The 18507-nt window shown below is 70.0% G+C and carries 14 protein-coding genes; 7 read left to right on the forward strand and 7 right to left on the reverse strand.

Annotation, left to right across the window (positions count from 1 at the left end; genetic code table 11):
• Nucleotide 1: 1 nt before the first annotated feature.
• The gene (locus KCG34_RS15910; RefSeq protein ID WP_249138045.1) at nucleotides 2-1966 is read right to left on the reverse strand and encodes a methyl-accepting chemotaxis protein; all 1965 of its coding nucleotides are present in this window, start codon (nucleotides 1964-1966) and stop codon (nucleotides 2-4) included.
• Nucleotides 1967-2278: 312 nt separating this feature from the next.
• Between KCG34_RS15910 and KCG34_RS15915 the strand changes: the two genes are divergently transcribed.
• Nucleotides 2279-3379 carry a tetratricopeptide repeat protein gene (locus tag KCG34_RS15915; RefSeq protein WP_211936618.1) on the forward strand — a complete coding sequence of 367 codons (1101 nt, stop codon included), beginning with the start codon at nucleotides 2279-2281 and terminating at the stop codon, nucleotides 3377-3379.
• On the forward strand, nucleotides 3376-4593 hold the full coding sequence (locus tag KCG34_RS15920; protein ID WP_211936619.1) for an SGNH/GDSL hydrolase family protein: 1218 nt from the start codon (nucleotides 3376-3378) through the stop codon (nucleotides 4591-4593). The genes KCG34_RS15915 and KCG34_RS15920 overlap by 4 nt, the downstream gene beginning before the upstream one ends.
• On the opposite strand, the gene KCG34_RS15925 is transcribed toward KCG34_RS15920, so the two are convergent.
• On the reverse strand, nucleotides 4577-5632 hold the full coding sequence (locus KCG34_RS15925) for an acyltransferase family protein (protein WP_211936620.1): 1056 nt from the start codon (nucleotides 5630-5632) through the stop codon (nucleotides 4577-4579). The genes KCG34_RS15920 and KCG34_RS15925 overlap by 17 nt on opposite strands.
• Before the next feature lie 192 nt (nucleotides 5633-5824).
• Here KCG34_RS15925 and KCG34_RS15930 point away from each other — a divergent pair, with 192 nt between their 5' ends.
• On the forward strand, nucleotides 5825-6178 hold the full coding sequence (locus tag KCG34_RS15930; RefSeq protein WP_211936621.1) for a DUF6481 family protein: 354 nt from the start codon (nucleotides 5825-5827) through the stop codon (nucleotides 6176-6178).
• Between the two features lie 96 nt (nucleotides 6179-6274).
• Here the strand turns inward: KCG34_RS15930 and KCG34_RS15935 are convergent, their stop codons facing one another.
• The 4 genes from KCG34_RS15935 to KCG34_RS15950 all read right to left on the reverse strand — a co-directional run bounded on the left by KCG34_RS15935 (nucleotide 6275) and on the right by KCG34_RS15950 (nucleotide 13051).
• Nucleotides 6275-7657 carry a carbohydrate porin gene (locus KCG34_RS15935; protein WP_211936622.1) on the reverse strand — a complete coding sequence of 461 codons (1383 nt, stop codon included), beginning with the start codon at nucleotides 7655-7657 and terminating at the stop codon, nucleotides 6275-6277.
• A 202-nt stretch (nucleotides 7658-7859) separates the two neighbouring features.
• Nucleotides 7860-8555, reverse strand: coding sequence for a TetR/AcrR family transcriptional regulator (locus KCG34_RS15940; protein ID WP_211936623.1), 696 nt, complete (start codon nucleotides 8553-8555; stop codon nucleotides 7860-7862).
• A gap of 30 nt (nucleotides 8556-8585) precedes the next feature.
• A complete protein-coding gene (locus KCG34_RS15945) occupies nucleotides 8586-10598 on the reverse strand; it encodes an amidohydrolase (RefSeq protein ID WP_211936624.1) in 2013 nt (670 codons plus the stop codon).
• Nucleotides 10599-10654: 56 nt separating this feature from the next.
• Nucleotides 10655-13051: a TonB-dependent receptor gene (locus KCG34_RS15950; RefSeq protein WP_211936625.1), complete on the reverse strand. Its 2397-nt coding sequence runs from the start codon at nucleotides 13049-13051 to the stop codon at nucleotides 10655-10657.
• A gap of 264 nt (nucleotides 13052-13315) precedes the next feature.
• On the opposite strand from KCG34_RS15950, the gene KCG34_RS15955 reads away from it, so the two are divergent.
• The 4 genes from KCG34_RS15955 to pyk all read left to right on the forward strand — a co-directional run bounded on the left by KCG34_RS15955 (nucleotide 13316) and on the right by pyk (nucleotide 18141).
• Nucleotides 13316-13750, forward strand: a complete 435-nt coding sequence (locus KCG34_RS15955) for a MarR family winged helix-turn-helix transcriptional regulator (RefSeq protein WP_211936626.1) — start codon at nucleotides 13316-13318, stop codon at nucleotides 13748-13750.
• Between the two features lie 136 nt (nucleotides 13751-13886).
• Nucleotides 13887-15695, forward strand: a complete 1809-nt coding sequence (gene edd, locus KCG34_RS15960) for a phosphogluconate dehydratase (protein ID WP_211940848.1) — start codon at nucleotides 13887-13889, stop codon at nucleotides 15693-15695.
• Nucleotides 15692-16717 (forward strand): glucokinase, encoded by a 1026-nt coding sequence (gene glk / locus KCG34_RS15965; RefSeq protein ID WP_249138046.1) that lies wholly within the window; start codon nucleotides 15692-15694, stop codon nucleotides 16715-16717. The genes edd and glk overlap by 4 nt, the downstream gene beginning before the upstream one ends.
• Nucleotides 16714-18141: a pyruvate kinase gene (gene pyk, locus KCG34_RS15970; RefSeq protein WP_211936627.1), complete on the forward strand. Its 1428-nt coding sequence runs from the start codon at nucleotides 16714-16716 to the stop codon at nucleotides 18139-18141. Before glk ends, pyk begins: the two co-directional genes overlap by 4 nt.
• A 1-nt stretch (nucleotide 18142) precedes the next feature.
• On the opposite strand, the gene KCG34_RS15975 is transcribed toward pyk, so the two are convergent.
• Nucleotides 18143-18406 carry an SWEET family sugar transporter gene (locus tag KCG34_RS15975; RefSeq protein ID WP_211936628.1) on the reverse strand — a complete coding sequence of 88 codons (264 nt, stop codon included), beginning with the start codon at nucleotides 18404-18406 and terminating at the stop codon, nucleotides 18143-18145.
• Nucleotides 18407-18507: the final 101 nt, after the last annotated feature.

An 18507-nucleotide genomic window follows, 5' to 3' on the forward strand; every position in this document is an offset into this window, starting at 1 on the left:
ATCAAAACTCCTCCCACGCGTCGGCTTTGGCGGCTGTGGCCAGGTTGGAGCGGGCGAAGCTGGCGGCGCGGCCCTGGGCGGCGTGGACCGGATTGGCGGCGGACCTGCGGGGCGCCGCGGCCGCGCGCTGCGACCGGCCGCCGACCTGGAAGCCCTGCATCAGGCCCGCCAGCGACTGCGCCTCATTGGCCAGGCTGTGGCTGGCGGCGGTGGACTCCTCGACCATGGCGGCGTTCTGCTGGGTCATCTGGTCCATCTGGTTGACGGCGGTGTTGACCTGGGAAAGGCCGGTGGCCTGTTCCTGGGTGGAGTGGGTGATCTCCTCGACGATGGCGTTGATCTCGGCCACCTGGTCGGTGATGCGGCGCAGGGCCTCGCCGGCCTCGCCCACCAGCTGCACGCCCTGGCCGACTTCGCCGGCGGAGGCGGTGATCAGGCCCTTGATCTCCTTGGCCGCGTCGGCCGAGCGCTGGGCCAGGGCCCGCACTTCCTGGGCCACGACGGCAAAGCCGCGGCCAGCCTCGCCCGCCCGGGCCGCCTCGACCCCGGCGTTGAGGGCCAGAAGGTTGGTCTGGAAGGCGATCTCGTCGATCACCCCGATGATCTGGCTGATCTGGCTGGAGGAGCGTTCGATGGCGCTCATGGCCTTGACCGCGCCTTCCACCACCTCGCCGGAGGCCTCGGCGTCGCCCTTGGCCTTGGCCACCACGCTTCGGGCGTGCTGGGCGCCCTCGGCGGTCTTCTTCACCGTGGCGGTGATCTCGTCCAGGGCCGCGGCGGTTTCTTCCAGGCTGGCCGCCTGCTGCTCGGTGCGGCGGGACATGTCGTCGGCGGCCTGGGTGATCTGGCCGGCGCCGGAGCTGATCGCCTGGGCCGAGCCGACCACCTGGCCGACCGCGCCCTCGAGCTTGGCCACGGCGGCGTTGAAGTCGTGGCGCAGCTTTTCGTATTCGCCGGTGAAGGCGGCGTCGATGCGATGGGTCAGGACCCCGTCGGCCAGGGCGCCCAGGCCGGACGCCAGGGCCTCGACCACCTTGGCCAGTTCGGCGGCCCGGGCGGCGCGCTCGCGCTCGGCGGCCCGGCGCTCGGCCTCGGACTGGTCGCGCAGGCCCGCGGCCTCGGCCTCCATGGCCTCGGCCTTCAGGGCATTGTCCTTGAACACCTGCACCGCCTTGGCCATGGCCCCGACCTCGTCGGCGCGCTCCTGGCCCTCGATCACCACCTTCAGGTCGCCATTGGCCAGGGCCTTCATCCGCTCGCCGACCTTGACCAGCGGCCCCGAGACCTTGGCGCCGACGATCCAGGCCGAGATGCCGAGCCCGCCCAGGATCGACAACAGCCCCAGGCCGATCATCATGGCGATGGTCTGCTGCGACTGGCGCTTCAGCGTCTCGACGATGGCGTCGTTGCGGGCTTCCTCCGCGTGGTTGAAGGCCAGGGTCTTGGCCGAGAAATCACCCAGGGCGGCGTCCAGGTCCTCCAACTCGCGCGCGGCCTGGGCCATCTGGTCGAGGTCCTTGGACGACAGCTTGGAGCCGACCGCCAGCCCCGGAATGGAGTCACCGATCGCCTTGGGCGCCTGGGCCTTCTCATAGAGGGCGTCGAACTGCTGCTTGAAGGCCTCGAAATCCTCGGCCTTGGCGGGATTGAGCTGTGCAGCCTCGTCCAGGGCCTGGTCGCCCTTCTTCCGGGCGCCGGCGAAATCCGTCCGGACCTTCTTGGCGCGCGGATCGGCGGGGTCGTAGACCACGGTGGCGTAGACGTCGCGGTCGAACTCGCCGGCGATGCGGACGGCGCGGTTGAGGCGCAGGATGGACGGGTCGGCGCTGCCGGTGATCTCGCCATAGCGGCGGGTGAGGTCGTTCAGCCTGACGACGCCGACCGAGACCACGCAGGCGAACACCGCGGCCATGCCGACCAGCGGGATCAGGACCTTGGTCCGCAGTTTCAGGTCGTCGAAGCTCATGGCGATCGCCTCTCGCTGATTTTCATCATGTTCCGGCCCGAACCCGGCCTGGATCAGGTGTTTCCTCGCCCGCCAGGCTTTCCCCGCGCTTAACGATGATCTCGCGGGACCTGGGTTCAGGGCGGTCGGCGGGCCGCCGACGGTACCTGAAGACCGGATTTCGGCTTATGGTTTCAGGGTTTGCCGCGCCGCCTCGGACATTGCGTCGCACCCCGGCCCGAAGGCGTGTGGCACAGGGTCCGAGGCCGCCGGCCGCGAGAAGCGAAAGCCCTCGCTACCGGAACGGTAACATCCGGCGGTTAGGGTGGCCGGATGCGCTCGCCGCCGAGAATCGCCTGGCTGCTCCTCGCCCTTCTGAGCATGGGCCTCGTCGCCCTGGTATTGGCCAGGCCCGCCGCCGACACGCCGGAGGTCACGCGGGCCAAGGCGCTGATCGCCGCCGGCCGTTCCGCCGAGGCCGAGCCGGTGCTGGCGCGGCTGGCGGCCCGCGGCGATGCGCGGACGCGCCTCTATGCCTATCGGGCCTGGGCGCAGATCCTGGGGCCGCAGCGGGGGGATTTTCCGGGCTTCATGGACAGGCAGCGCCACGCCCTGGCCCTGGACCCGGCCAGCGCGGAGCTTCACCTCGGCCTCTATCAGGGGGAGAGCGTCCTCGGCCACGACGGGGCGGCGGCGCTGGAGCTGCAGGAGGCGGTGCGCTCGGCCTTCCGGGTCGGGCCGCTGCGCCTGGGCGCCCGGTGGATGACGCCGCCGGGCATGCAGGCCCTGGTCTATCGCAGCCACGGCGACTTCGCCGCCGCAGCGCGCGAGGACGCCGAGAGCCTGAAGGGCGACCCGCCCGGTTCGCCAGCCGCCCGGGCGGACCAGCTGAACCTGGCCGGCGACCGGATCCTGAACCACGACCTCTCGGCTGTGATCCCGCCGCCCGCCCCCGGCGCGGCGCCGGTCGAGGCGGTTCTGGCGGCCCGCGACCAGGCCTGGGCCGATCTCGCCCGCGAGGACTGGGCCGGGGCGGCCAAGGTGCTGAGCGCCCTGGAGGGCCAGCCATTGCCGCCGCCGATGAAGAACACCCTGCCCGTGCTGACGCGGCCCTGGCTGGCCTATGCCTTGTTCAAAAAGGGCGACGCCGCGGGCGCCCGCGCCGAACTGGCGGCGACACCCGCCGATTGCGCGCTCTGCCAGCGCATCCGGGGCCGGATCGCGGCGCAAAGCGGCGATGCGGCTGGCGCCGAGCAGGCCTTCGGCAAGGCGATCGACTTGAGCGCAGGCCTGCCGTTCGCCTATGTCGATCGTGGCCGGGCGCGGATGGCGCGGGGCGACGTGGCCGGCGCCCTGGCGGACGGCAAGGCGGCGGTCGCCGCCTCGCCGAACAATCCGGACGCCAGAGACCTGATCAGGACCGCAACACGATGAGGAACCGGTTCGGCAAGGCTCTGTCGGTGGTTGCGCTCGTGGCCCTGTCCGCCTGCGGGCCGAGGCCTGCGCCGGCGCGCCATGACGGCGACTGGCTGGCGACCTGGGCCTCGCCCGCCCAGCCGCCGGGCGGGGCGCCCTCGGGCCTGAAGGGCCAGACTGTGCGCCAGGTGGTGCGGGTCAGCCTGGGCGGCCGGCGCTGGCGGCTGAAGCTCAGCAACGCTTTCGGCAAGGGCGAAGCTCGGATCGACGATGTGCGCCTGGCCCTGGCCGGCGACGGCGCGGCGACGGCCCCGGGCTCGGACCGGCCGGTGACTTTCGGCGGGGCGTCGTCTGTGAGCCTGGCGCCCGGCCAGAGCCGCTACAGCGACCCAGTCGACTTGCCTGCGCCGTCGCTCGCCAAACTGACGATCAGCCTGCACGTGGCCGAGAGCCGGGTTCCTAGCCAGCACGCCGAGGCGTGGGACCCCATATTCGCGGCGCCCGGCGATCAGGCGGGCCGGCCGACCCTAACCGGGGCCAAACCCCTGGAAAAACGCCCGTTCCTGACCGAGATCGACGTCGCCGCGCCGGCCTCGGCTCATGCGGTGGCCTTGCTAGGCGATTCCCTGACCGACGGGCGCGGCTCGAGCCCAGGCGCCTTCCATCGCTGGAGCGACCGGCTGGGCGAGCGGCTGGTGATCTCGGGCGGCGGGGTGGCGGTGGTCAACGCCGGCATCGGCGGCAACCGCCTGCTGCATGCCCTGGTCGGGCCGCCCGCCCTGCGCCGCTTGGATCCAGACGCCCTGGACCTGCCCGGCGTGAGCCGGTTGGTGGTGCTGGAGGGCAGCAACGATTTCGGCATACCCGGCCTGATCGGCCGCCCCGGTGAGGCGGTGCAGGCCAGCGACGTCGAGGACGCCTATCGCCAGATCATTCGCCGCGCCCATGCCCGGGGGATCAAGGTGATCGGCGCCACCCTGCCGCCATTCTCGGCCAGCGCGGACTGGGCCGGCTACTGGAGCCCCAGGGCGGCGGCCGAGCGCCAGGCGGTCAATCAGTGGATCCGGACCTCGGGCGCCTTCGACGCCGTGGTGGATTTCGACGCTGTGCTACGCGACCCGCGCGATCCCGGCCGCCAGCGCCCCGCGTTCGACAGCGGCGACCACCTGCACCCCAACGACGCCGGCTATGCCGCCATGGCCCAGGCGGTGGACCTCAGGCTGCTGCGCTGAGGGCCTTTGGCGCGCGCCAACGCCGGTTCAGCCAGCGGCGGGCGGGTTGTTCGACCAGGTAGAAGCTCGCGAGCGCGCAGGCGACCGCGCCGGCCAGCAAAAGCGGCTCCGGCGCGCGGCCGATCAGGCGGAAGAAGGGGTGCTGCCAAAGGTAGAGCGAGAACGACCAGAGGCCGATGCGGGTCAGGACCGGGTCGGCCAGCAGCCTGCGCAGGCCCTGGGGCGCCTGGTCGAGTCCCACCAGGGCCAGGCTGAGGCAGAGGGTTCCCAGGCTGTATTTGATGGCGTCCGGCACGACCGCGACGCTCAGCATCAGCGCGAGCCCGCCGAATGCGGCCGTGGTCCAGGCCGGCCAGGCGAGGCCGGCCTGGCGCTGGGCCAGATAGACCGCCGCCGCCATCAGGATCGAGCCCATGCGTACGTCGGTGCGCCAATAGACGGCGTAGTAGTCGAGACCGAGGCCCGACTGGACCATGCCGTTGGCGACGCAGGCGATGGCGAGGCCGGCTATGGCCAGGAGCGGGTTGAAGCCGAACCGGCGCGCGGAAAGGGCCACAAGGCCCAGGACCAGATAGCCCCACTCCTCCACGCACAGCGACCAGGTGTGGTCCAGGACCCCCATGTTGTGCAGGTAGATGCGCACATAGTTGCCGGTGAAGGTCAGGCTGGAGGCGATGTCGATCGGCTGCACGGCCAGGGGCCCCGGCCCATGGAACACCACCGCCATCAGGGCCACGAAGACAAACAGCCCCGGCCAGACCCGGGCGACGCGCCGGCGAAAGAAGGACCCAAGCGGAAAGCGCTCGACGAACAGCACGTCGGCCATCAGGCGGCCTGAGAGGACGAAGAACATCTCCACCCCCAGCCGGCCCGTATTGTAGATCGCCAGTGGCGCGAAGTGGCCGGCCAGCACGGCCAGGATCGACAGGCCCCGCCAGCCGTCGAGATAGTCCAGCCTCTGGCTGTGCACGCTGGGAGCCGCCGGCGCGCGCGCGGTCGCCTGCGGCGCCACAAGCTCCAGGGCGGGTCCCGCCTCCATGCCGATCCTTCTCGCCAGACCCCTCAGGGGTGTCGGCCACAAGCATGGAGGCTTGTGATTACGGCTTGGTTGAAGCGGGGCTGCGGCTTTGGCGCAACGCCCGGCGCGACCTGTGGGCGCGGGCGATTTTTCAAGTCTTGCAATTTCGCCGAGTCTGCGCTTTCACCCTGCCGTTCAAGTCACGGAGACCCGATGCAGGAACCGAAGAGGTCGAACTTCAACGACCGCGCCGCCGCCTCGGCAGAGGCCAAGAAGGCGCTGCTTGCCAAGTTCAAGCCGAAACCCACCGTCACCGATCCCGACTTCAAGAGCCGGGAACAGCGCCGCCAGGAAGAGCTGGCCGCCGTCCGCGCGGCCCGCGAGGCGGAACGCGAAGCCTTGCGCCGGGCCCAGGCCGAAGCGCAGCAGGCCATGCGCCAGGCAAGCCTGGACGCCGAGCTGAGCGAGCTCGACGCCAAGCGCCAGGAGCGCAAGGAACGCAAGGCCGCGATGAAGGCCGAGGCCCGCGCCAAGCGCGAAGCCAAGGCGGCCGAGCGCCGCCGCTGATCCTTAGAGCGCCGCCGCTCCTGACCCGGGGCGCGGCGAACTGTGCGCTTGCAACGCCGGAACCGAGAGGGGCCGGCGTTTTGGCGCGTGGGCGGTTCAGAAATGAGCGTGCAGGCGGGCGGCCAGCACCGGCGCCGGGCCGCGGTCGGTGTTGTAGGCCGGATTGACGATCAGCTGGGCGTCCAGGGTCAGGGCCAGCCATGGGGTCAGGCCAGCGTCGTAATAGGTCTCGACGATCGCCTCGTCGCCCGGATGCGGCAGCCGCCCGTCGCCCACCAGAATGCCGAGGCCGCCGTCCGCCAGGTATTGGGTGTGAACGCGGCTGATCCCGTTGACCACGCCGGCCAGGCCGACCATGTCGCCGTCGCGGCCCCAGCGCCTGCCGCCGAAGGAGAGGCCAAGGGCGAAGGTGCGGTCCACATCCGTGAACTCGTAGGCCTCGGCCTCGCCGCCGGCGAACCCGGCGCGGGCGAAGAGGCCGATGTCGCCGCCCAGGGCCTGCTCCAGGTTCAGCCCTAACCCGCCCCGGCTGCGATAGTCGCGCACCAGGGCGGTGCTGGGGGGCTGGCCGGTCGAAAGCCCCAGGGCGATGGCGTCGCCGTAGCGGCCCATGCGACCGCGGGTGAGAAATCCGGTGAGGGCCAGCTTGCCGTCTTGGCCGCGCAGGGTCCAGCGCCGCTCGGCCTCGCCGATCAGCTGGAACTGGCCGAAGCGCCCGTCCAGGTGCTCGCTGTTGGGCACGATGGAGAGGTCGAAGGCGCCGGCGCGCAACGTCCACGGGCCTTGGTACCACTCGGCCGCCGCCCCGACCGTGTAGCCCCAGGCGTCGGCGGCGTAGTCGAAGGTCCCGGTGTCGATCACCGTCCAGTTCAAGAAGTCGCCGCGCGGATCGTGGGCGTACCTGTTGGCGTCGAACACGTCGCCGACGCTGAACTTGCCGACCGTCAGCACGAGGCGGTCGCCGGTGCGCGAGCCCGCGAACTGGTTGGCGTCGGCCTCGACCTTCTCTGCAGGGCCGCCCAGGTCGATGGTCTGGCGCAAGAAGGCGCGCTGCAGGCGCAGATAGGGGTCCTTCTTGCCGACCTTGTAGGCCTCACCCGAGGGGAAGCCGGCCGCGCCCAGGGTGTCGTTCAGGCCGAAGCCCTGGTCGATCTCCGGATCGACCCACAGCTCGGCGCCTCGCCAGGGCCTGAACCCCAGATAGAGGGTGGCGTCGACGGTCTCGCGCCCGCGAGTGGCCGGGTCCAGGCTTTCGGCGCCGCGATAGGGCGAAGGAAAGGCGATGGTCGCCTGCTCCACCACCGTCGCCTGGCCGTGGACCGCCCACAACGCATCGGCGGCCGCTTCGGATGACGGCCTGGCCGGGGCGGCATCGTCCGCGCGCGCCATCGGCGAACACGCCAGGACGAGCCCGGCTGCGGCGAGAACCGCGATCAGGTGGAATCCGCAGGGCTGGCGGCCGGGCTGGAGCAAGGTCATCGATTTCACTTCGTGCTGGCCGTCGGGCCTGAGGACCCTTCTGCCGTCCATCGGCGACCGCTGCGTGACACACGCTAAACGCGGCCGTCCGGCAAAAGAGCTTGTTGCAGATCTTCGGGACGCGAGCCGACCGTCGGCGCCGCGAGCCCGGCGGCGGGGTATACTATACTGGGGTATAGGTCAATCGGCCCGAGTGCGGGATCTATTCCGCAAGGCTGGCCAGGAGCTGCTCGCGCGTGACGCCCAGGGCGGCTGGCTCCGCCTCGCCTTCCATGGCCGGGCGCATCATGCCCAATGACGCCTCGATCGCGCGATCGATGGCCAGGGCCGGATAGCGCTGGGCGTAGCGCCAGTACATCCAGACCGAGGAGTCGATGGCATAGAGGTTGATGGCCAGGTCGAAGAGGGCCGCGTCCGACCAGGGCGAGCCCAGGGCCCGCATGTCGGCGGCCAGCTGATCGGCCAGGATCATGCCATGCCGCAGGTCGATGGCCCAGAGCTGCGGCAGCATGAAGATGGCGTCGGCCAGGCTGAAGTCGAAATCGACCACCCGTTCGGCCGCCTTCAGCTGGCGGAAATAGCCCTCGAAGAACGCCCGCCAAGGGGTCGTGGCCGCATCCGGGCGGGTGTCGATCGCCAGCTTGCGGATCTCGATCAGCTTCTCCTCATAAAGGTGGCAGACGATCGCCTCCTTGTTGGGGAAGAAGCGGTAGAGGGCGCCGACCGAGACCCCGCTGGCCTCGGCGATGGCCACGGTGGTCAGCTGGTGCACCCCGTGGGCTTTCAGAAGCGCATGGGCGGCGTCCAGCACCTTGCGCCGGTTGCGTTGCGAGCGCGGCTGGACCGGCAGGGCGCGGGGTCGCAGCTCGGCGGGGGTGTCGGCGGGCAAGTCGGACATGCGCCCTACTAACCCGCCCCGCCGGCGCCGTCAGCTTTGAGGCTTGGCCGCATAGACCTTCTGGCCCTTGAACCAGGTCTCCAGCACCTTGGTCTTGCCGATCTGGTCGGCGTGGCCGGCGTCGCCCAGGGCCAGGATGTCCTGATCCAGGAGGATGAAGTCGGCGGACTTGCCGACCTCCAGCGAGCCGTACTCGTCGGCCCGGCCCATGGCCTGGGCGCCGTGGATCGTATAGGCGTCGACCACGTCGCGCACGGTCAGCCGCTCGCTGGGCGTCGCCGGCGGCAGGCCCGGCTCGGCGCGGGTGAGGCCGAGCTGCATGTTGACGAAGGGCTGCGGGTCGCGGGTGTTGACCGGGGCGTCGGAGCCCGCGGCCAGGATGGCGCCGGCGGCCTTGGTCGACTTGGTCGGATAGAAGGCCTTTTCGTAATAGCTGTCCGGCTTGTGGTAGTCGGCGTAGCTGTTCCCGCTGACATGCTCGAAGAAGGGCACGACGGTCAGGTCGTATTCCGGATCAGCGTTGGCCCAGGAATAGGTGTAGGCGAGATAGAGGTGGTCCTTGCCGATGCGGGCGATGTCCTCCGGCGAGACCACCTGCAGGTGGGCGATGGTGTCGGGGGTCTTGTCGTTGCCGTCCGCGGCCCGGGCGCCTTCGATGGCGTCCACCGCCGTGCGGACCGCCGCATCGCCGATGGCGTGGATGTGCAGGGTGAAACCGGCCAGGTGTGCGGCCTTGGCGTAGTCCAGGATCACCTGCCGGTCGTGCTGCAGCTTGCCGGAGGAGATGGCGCACTGGCCGGGGTGGTAGCCGTTGGCCTTCATGAAGGCGGCGACGGCCTCGGCGCTTTCGTACTGGTCCGGGTGCGCGCGCACGCCCTGGCAGAGGCTGGAGGCGGTGTCGACATAGCCCTTGACCACCAGCTTGCCGTCGGCGCCCTTGCCGAAGATCGGCTGCAGATAGGGCTTCAGTGACGGCGAGTCCGGCAGGGTCGGCGGGACGGCGTAGGGGTTACCCTCCAGGACCCCGTCGGCGAAGATCTTGATCGCCTCGGAGCGGATCAGGTCGTCGCCGGCATATTTGGCCCGTATCTGCTTCGCGCCCGTCAGCAGGCGGTCGTACTCTATGTGGCCGTCGGCCGCGCGGAACTCCTCCGGCAGGTAGAACTGCATCAGGTTGACCCGCACGGTCAGTTTCCCCTGCGCCGCCAGGGTGTCGTAGAACACCTGCATCTCGGGCACGACATAGGCGTCCTGCATCGCGGTGATGCCGACGCTGTTCAGCCGCTCGGGCACCAGCTGCGGCGTCTTCATCAGGGCCTGGAAATTGACCAGCAACAGGTTCGGCGCGTCGATGACGTCGCGGGCGTCCTCGTTGACCGTGCCGTTGGGCTCGCCGGCGGCGTCGACGCCGATCAGCTTGGCGAAGTCCTTGAAGTCGCTGGCTATGGTGGCCCGGGAATAGCCGACCACCTGGCCCTTGGCGTTCTTGGCGCGCGCCAGGCCGAGGCTGTTGAAGGCGCCGTGGTGGCCGTCATTGCCCAAGAGCGCCACCGGGTTGTTCGGCGCGGCGCGGTCCAGGGCCCGGCGCAGGTCGGGGGCCTGGGCGCTGGGCTCGTTGCCGGCGCTGAAGTTCCACTGCTGGACCGTGATCCACTGGCCGGGCTTGATGTCATAGCGCTTGATGCAGGCCTGGATGAAGCCGGCCATGGCGTCCAGGGAATAGGGCTTGCTCTCGAAGCTGCAGACGTCGAGGTCGGCGATGCCGGTGGGGTGGATGTGGGCGTCCACCAGGCCGGGCAGGACCAGGCGCCCGGCGCCGTCCTCGACCCTGGTGTTCGGCCCGATCAGAGCCTTGGCCCCGGCCGCATCGCCGACATAGACGATCTTGCCGCCGCTCACGGCCATGGCCTGGGCGGTCGAGCGGGCGGCGTCCTCGGTATAGATGCGAGCGTTCTGCAGCACATAGTCGGCCGGCGCGGCGGCGTGGGCGGCCGAGGCGAGCATGGAGGCGCCCAGCAGGGCGGCGATCAGGCGCTTCTTCATGGCGTTTCCTGGAAAAGGTGCCCCGCCGAAGGGACCGGCGGGGCGCGAGGTTTTGTTCAATAACGATAGGCCGCGGTCACCCCGACAGTCAGCGGGCGGAAGGTGAAGTCGCGGTGGACGGGGTTGCCGATGACCTCGGAATAGCGGGTCAGGCGCGGCGCCTCGTTGGTCAGGTTGTTGACGAACAGGGAGACGTCGTAGCCGCTCCAGCGCACCCCGCTCCGGAGGTTGACCAGGTTGGTGGCCGGGGCGGTCAGGGCGAAGGGGTCGTAGCCGCCGTTGTTGGAGTCGGTGACCGGGTTGGTCAGGCCCCTGGAGTGGTAGGTGTAGTCGAGGCGGGCGTAGCCGTTTCGATCGCCGAACACCGGATGGTCGAGGGTGACGCCGAAGGTGGCGCTCCAGGGATTGGTGTCCAGATGGTCGCCCTTGGTGACGACGTTGAAGGCGACCCCCGGGTTCTTGTTGACGGTCTTGGAGTAGGTGGCGTCGGTGTAGCCGACCGAACCGTCCAGGGTCAGGCCGTGCAGGGGATGGGCCTCGAACTGGACGTCAAAGCCGTTGCTCTCGGCCTGGCCGAGGTTGTCGACGAACTGCTGGCCGCAGGAGCTGACATAGACCAGCTGCTGAATGTTGCTCCACTCGATGTGGTAGACGCTGGCGTCGACCTCGAGCCGGCGATCGAACAGCTTGCTCTTGGCGCCAAGCTCATAGCTCCAGACGTTGTCCGAGGCGTAGGTCAGGGGCGCCTGGGTATAGCCCTGGGCGGTCAGGCTGCCGGGGCCGGTCTGGCAGGACAATGACAGCGGCGCGTTGGTCCCGCCGATGCGGTAGCCCTTCGCGGCGGTGAAATAGAACAGGGTGTTGTCGTCCATCTGATAGGACAGCCCGCCCTTGGGCGTGACCGGGGTTTCGCTGATCCTGGTCGACGGCTGGGCGATGGGAGGCCCGAACAGGAATGGTCCGGCGGCATAGCCCCGGCCGGTGAACTGGGCGTCGGCCACGCGGACCCCGGCCGTGATCTTCAGCTTGTCGGTGATGTGGTAGCTGGCTTCGCCGAAGCCGGCGAACTGCTTGTCCACGCCTTCCCCGGTGGCGATGAGGGCCTGGGTCCCGTTGATCAGTTCGACGCCGGTGATGTCGGCGATCGACGAGCCCGCCGGCAGGCCGAACAGCTCGGCGAACTTGGGATCGATGATGTTCTCGTAGGATTTCTGCCGCGATTCCGAGATGAAGAGGCCGACAGTCCAGGTCAGGCGGGCGTTGGGGTCGGTCGACTGCGCCCGCAGCTCCTCGGTCCAGACCGTCTGCTTGTTCACCATTATGGTGGGCGAGTTGTAGGCGGTGTCGATCTGGCCCGTTTCGGAGGTCGGATCGATGACCCAGTTGGCGCCGTCGAAGATGGCCGGGTTCAGGGTCGAATAGTCGTCCACCAGCCGGTCGCGGCGCTGGTACATCGAGGTGTTGGAGATCAGCTCCACCGGGCCGAGCTCATAGCGGATGTTCAGGGACGGCAGGACGAAGTGGTCGTGGTCGGGCTGGCGGCCCGGCTGGCCGTTGACGAACTTGCCGGCGCCGGGGGCGGAATAGCCCTCCCAGAAGGTGCCAATGTCGTTGAGATAGCGGTTCTGGTAGAATATCGACGGGGTGATGGTCAGGTGCTCGGTCGGGGCCCAGGCCAGGGCCACGCGGCCGACCTGAGTGTCGCTCCAGTTGGCGTTCTTGAACACCTGGCCGGTCCCGTTCAGCCCTGGATTGAGGTTCTTGCGGTCGACATAGCCGCCGTCGTGGCGATCCCAGAGGCTGGCGCGGAAGCCGAGCTTACCGTCGACGATCGGGCCGCCGACCGCCCCGCCGGCCTCGTAGCTCAGGTCGCCGCCGTCGGTCCCGGCCAGCTCGGCCCGGGCGTAGCCGGAATAGTGGGTCAGGCTAGGCTGGGGGGTGATGAAGCGGATGGTGCCGCCTTCCGACCCGGCGCCGAACAGGGTGCCCTGCGGCCCGCGCAGCACCTCCACCCGGTCGAGGTCGAACACCAGGGGGTAGGAGTTGGTCGAGGAATAGCCGACCACCCGGGTCATGATCGGAGTGTCGTCGACATAGATGCCGGTGGTGGCCGCGCCGACCAGGCTGTCCACGCCGCGGATCGAGATGTCCGACTGGGTGCCGAAGCCGTTGGGGTTCAGGGTCACGCCCGGGGTCATCTGGCTGATCTGGTCGATGCCCTTGATGCCCCGCACGTCCAGGGCTTTCTCGTTCAGCGCCACCACGCTGGCCGAGACCTTGGAGAGGCTCTCGGCGTGACGGGTGGCCGTGACCACGATCTCGCCCACCGTCTGGGTCCCGGAAGAGGCCGGCGCCGCGGTCTGGGCCAGAACTGGCCCCGCGGCCAGCAGCGCGGCGGTCAGGAACCCGCCGCTCGACAGGGCCTGCTTGAAGCGATTGCGCGAATTGGCCACCCGATCCCCCTTGGTTCATCAGGCTTCACGCCGGCGAACCTTGCCGCCCCACAAAACGTGAAACCGACTTCATGTTTCTATCATCGACGCCCTTCGTCAAGTGTGATCTCAGAATCTCGGGGCGGCTTTCTGAGGTGGCGCGCCAACCGCAGACTGAACGTCCTAAAATTTACGATGGTTAACGCGTAGATCCGGATATTGTCTTTGTAAAACCATCGATATTGTCGCTGTACGACCAACCAAACTAGTACGCTGAGCGTATGAATGAGTCAGACTGAATCGGACGCCGCCGCGATTTCCCGGGCGGTCATGGGGCTGAGCAGGCGACTGCGGGCCGAGCAGCCGGAGCAGGCCGTCGGCCTGACCGCCCTCGGCGTGCTCGCTTCCTTGCAGCGATCGGGACCCCTTTCAGCGGCCCAGCTGGCGGCGGACCAGCGGCTGCAGCCGCAGTCCCTGACCCGGGTGCTGGGCGAAATGGAGCGGTCCGCCCTGATCCGCCGCAAGCGGAACCCGGCCGACCGCCGCGCGCTGATCATCGAGATCACCCCGATCGGCCGCCACCGGCTGGCCAGCGACGTTCGCCAGGGCCAGGGCTGGCTGGACCAGGCGATGGCGGCCAAACTGACCGTGGCCGAGCGCGCCATCCTGCGCCTCGCCGCCTATCTGATGCAGAAGCTCGCCAGCGATGCAGACGTATAAATAGCCGCAAGATGCAGACAGACAGACAACGTTCCCATATAGAGCGCGGAGACAAATCTTGCGCCAGACGCGGCCGGCTCCTGCCCTTACGGCAAGCCCATGCTAGAAGCGCCGCAAAGAGCCTGACCTAGAGTGAATCGCCATGCATGAAGCCGTCGCCGCCGTCACCGCCCGAATCCGGGAACGCAGCCGCGACCGCCGGGCCGACTACCTGGCGCGGGTCGACGAGGCCAAGAGCTCGGGCGCCGGGCGGGCGAAACTGTCCTGCGCCAACTGGGCCCACGCCTTCGCCGCCGCGCCGGGCGAGGACAAGCGGCGGATCATGGATCCGGCCGCGCCCAATATCGGCATCGTCACCGCCTATAACGACATGCTCTCGGCCCATCAGCCCTACGAGCACTTCCCCGAACTGATCCGCGCCGCCGCCCGCGCGGCCGGGGCCACGGCCCAGGTCGCCGGCGGGGTGCCGGCCATGTGCGACGGGGTCACCCAAGGCCGCCCGGGCATGGAGCTGTCGCTGTTCTCGCGCGACGTGATCGCCATGGCCACGGGCGTGGCCCTGACCCACGACGCCTTCGACGGCGCCCTTTGCCTGGGCATCTGCGACAAGATCGTGCCAGGCCTCGTCATCGGGTCGCTGGCCTTTGGCCACCTGCCGGTGGTGTTCGTGCCCGCCGGCCCCATGACCAGCGGCATCTCCAACGCCGAAAAGGCCCGGGTGCGCACCCTCTACGCCGACGGCAAGGCGACCCGCGATGAGCTTTTGGCCTCGGAAATGGCCTCCTATCACGGGCCGGGCACCTGCACCTTCTACGGCACCGCCAATTCCAACCAGATGCTGATGGAGATGATGGGCCTGCACCTGCCGGGCGCGGCCTTCGTCAACCCCGGCACGCCGCTGCGCGAGGCCCTGACCGCGGCGGCCACGCACCGGGTGGTCGAGATCGGCCCACGAAGCCAGAGCTACACCCCCATGGGCCGGGTGGTGGACGAGAAGGCGGTGGTCAACGGCATGGTCGGCCTCTTGGCCACCGGCGGGTCGACCAACCACACCCTGCACCTGGTGGCCATGGCCCGGGCCGCGGGGATCGAGATCACCTGGGACGACTTCGGCGATCTCTCGGCGGTGACGCCGCTGCTGGCGCGGGTCTATCCCAACGGCCAAGCCGACGTGAACCATTTCCACGCCGCCGGAGGGATGGCCTTTGTGGTCCGTGAACTGCTGGACGCCGGCCTGGCTCATGAGGACGTCCTGACCGTCGCCGGGCCGGGCCTGCGCCGCTATCAGCAGGAGCCCTATCTGGAAGACGGCCGCCTGGCCTGGCGCGAGGGCGCGGCCGAGAGCCTGGACCTGAACATCCTCAGGCCCGCGAACGACCCGTTCGACAAGGAGGGCGGCATCCGCCTCCTGGCCGGCAATATGGGCCGCGGGGTGATCAAGACCTCGGCGGTCAAGCCGGAGCAGCGCGCCCTCGAGGCCCCGGCCAAGGTGTTCGACGACCAGGACGACCTCCTGGCCGCCTTCAAAGCCGGCGACCTGACCGGCGACTTCATCGCCGTGGTCCGCTTCCAGGGCCCCAAGGCCAACGGCATGCCCGAGCTGCACAATCTGAGCCCGACCCTGGGCCTGCTGATGGACCGGGGGCAGAAGGTGGCCCTGGTCACCGACGGGCGCATGTCAGGCGCCTCGGGCAAGGTGCCGGCGGCCCTGCACATGACCCCGGAGGCCATTGAGGGCGGCCCCCTGGCCTATGTGCGGGACGGCGACCTGATCCGGCTGGATGCGGAGGCGGGGGTTCTGGAGATCAAGCTGGCGCCGGCGGCGCTGAAGGCGCGCGATCCGGCGGTGAAGCGGCCGGTGGGCCATGGCCTGGGCCGCGAGCTGTTCGGCCACATGCGCGCGGCGGTCAGCGGGGCCGAGGCCGGCGCCTCGGTGCTGTTTTGAGCACGGCCCGCGCGGCCGAGGCCGCTTCCAAGCCAGCCCCCGCCCTTCTGGGCCTGATCGGCGACATCGGCGGCACCAACGCCCGCTTCGCCCTGGGCCACATCGAGGACGGCCGGGTCTGGGTCAGCTCGCTGCGCATCCTGCAGGCGGCCGACTATCCCACCGGCGAGGACGCGGTGCGCGCCTATCTGGACGGGCTGGACGGGCATGAACGGCCGCGGGTTGCGGTGATCGCCGCCGCCGGCCCGATCGAGCACGGCGCTGTCGAGTTCACCAACAACACCGCCTGGCGCTTCTCCGAGGCCGGCCTGGTCAAGGCCGCGCACCTGGACGGAGCCCGGCTGATCAACGACTTCACCGCCCAGTCCCTGGCCCTGGACCACCTGCGCGCCGAGGACTGGCGCACGGTGGGGCCGGTGGAGGCGGCGGCGGATCCCGACGCGACAGCGGCGATCCTCGGGCCCGGCACCGGCTTCGGCTGCGGCGCCCGCATCCGCGACGGCAAGGCCTGCGCCACCCTGTCGGGCGAGGCCGGCCATGCCGCCTTCGCGCCCACCGACGAGCTGGAGGTCGAGGTCGCCCGGCGCCTGGCCCAGCGCTTCGGCCGGGTCTCGATCGAGCGCATCCTGTCTGGCCCGGGCCTGGCCACCCTGTACGAGACCCTGAACGCCATCGAGGGGATCGACACCCCGCCTCTGGCGCCCAACGAGATCACCCACCGCGCCATCGAGGGCGACGAGCTGTGCCGGGCGGCCCTGTCGCGGTTCTGCGCCGTGCTTGGCTCTGTGGCCGGCGATCTGGCCCTGGCCTTCGGCGCCCGGGCCGGGGTCTATGTCACCGGCGGCATAGCTCCGGTGATCCTGGAGTTCCTGCGCGCCAGCGACTTTCGCGCCCGCTTCGAGGACAAGGGCCGCCTGAGCGACTATGTCAGCGCCATCCCGACCCGGGTGGTGGTGCGCCCCGACGCCGCCCTGGTCGGCGCCGCCAGCCTTCTGGGTGATTTCGAGGACGCCGCCCGATGATCCGCGCCCGCCGCGCCCGCATTGTCGCCACCCTGGGCCCCGCCAGCCGCGCGCCCGACAAGGTGCTGGCCCTGGCGCAAGCCGGGGCCGACGTGTTCCGCCTGAACTTCAGTCATGGCACGCACGAGGACCACGCCGCCACCCTGGAGGCGATCCGCGCCGCCGAGGCGGTGGTCGAGCGCCCCCTCGCGGCCCTGGCCGACCTGCAAGGACCGAAGTTTCGGCTGGGGACCTTCCAGGCCGGGCGCATCTCGGTCGGGCCCGGCGCGCGGCTGAGGCTGGATCTGGATCCCACCCCCGGCGACAGCCACCGGGTCTACATGCCCCACCCGGAGCTGTTCGCGGCCCTGAGCCCCGGTGCGGCCCTGCTGCTGGACGACGGCAAGGTGCGGCTGAAGGTTTTGGACTGCGGCCCGGACTTCGCCGAGACCGAGGTGATCCAGGGCGACGGCCTTTCGAACCACAAGGGCATCGCCTTGCCCGGCGCCGTGGTGGCTTTGTCGCCCCTGACGCCCAAGGACCGCGAGGACCTGGCCTTCGCCCTGCGCCTGGGGGTCGACTGGGTAGCCCTGTCCTTCGTGCAGCGCGCCGCCGACATGGCCGAGCTGCGCCAACTGGTCCAGGGCAAGGCCGCGGTGCTGGCCAAGATCGAAAAGCCGGCGGCCCTGACCGACCTTTCGGCCATCCTCGACCTCTGCGACGGGGTGATGGTGGCGCGCGGCGACCTGGGCGTCGAGCTGGACCCGGAAGAAGTGCCGGTGGCGCAGAAGACCATCGTGCGCGCCGCCCGACGCCGCGGCATTCCGGTGATCGTCGCCACCCAGATGCTGGAATCCATGATCAGCGCCCCGGTGCCGACCCGGGCCGAGGCCAGCGACGTGGCCAACGCGGTCTATGAGGGCGCCGACGCCATGATGCTGTCGGCCGAGACCGCGGCGGGCCAGTTCCCGCTGGAGGCGGTCAGCATCATGAGCCGCATCATCGAACGGGTGGAGCGAGACCCCAACTGGCCCGGCCTGATGGACGCCGAGCACGCCTGGATGGAGGAGGGCGACGCCGACGCCCTGGTCGCCGCGGCGCGCAAGGCCGCCGAGTCCAGCTCCACCGCCTGCCTCGCGGTCTACACCACCACCGGCACCACCGCCCTGCGCCTGGCGCGCGAGCGGCCGCTGCAGCCGGTGCTGGCCCTGACCGCCAGCGTGAACGCCGCGCGCAAGCTGGGCCTGGTCTGGGGGCTGGAGCCGCGCGTCGCCGAGACTCCCAAGGGCCTGGACGATCTGACCCGGGTGGCGGCCAGCATGGCGGCGGACCTGGGCCTGGCCGAGCCGCACAGCCGCATCTGGATCCTGGCCGGCACCCCATTCGGCTCCCCCGGCGCAGCCAACCTGCTGCGCCTGGCTCACGCGCCGGCGAAGGGGCGATAGCTCACCCGCCGAAGCGCAGTCTCAGAGCCAGTATGGCGCTTGAGAGCGCCAGGCAGACCAGGTTCGAGCCGATGACCGGCCAGCTGCGGATCATCAGGCCGTAGGCCGTCCAGAGCGCAAATCCGGCCACCGTTACGGCGTACATGCGCAGGGAGACGCCGTCGACGGCGCGTTCGCGAAGGATTTTCACGATCTGTGGCGCGAAGCTGCACATCGAGCAGCAGGCGGCGAGCGTCCCCACAGCGTTGATCAAGATCAGGGCCATCCCATCGCTCTTTTTGCGCAAGGCCTCAGCCCGGTTCAGCGGCCCAGGCGGCCGCCGGTTCCCTGATCGCCGATCAGAGGCTCGGGATGGGCGAGTCGAGG

The organism is Phenylobacterium montanum (assembly GCF_018135625.1).
GTDB lineage: Bacteria > Pseudomonadota > Alphaproteobacteria > Caulobacterales > Caulobacteraceae > Poindextera > Poindextera montana.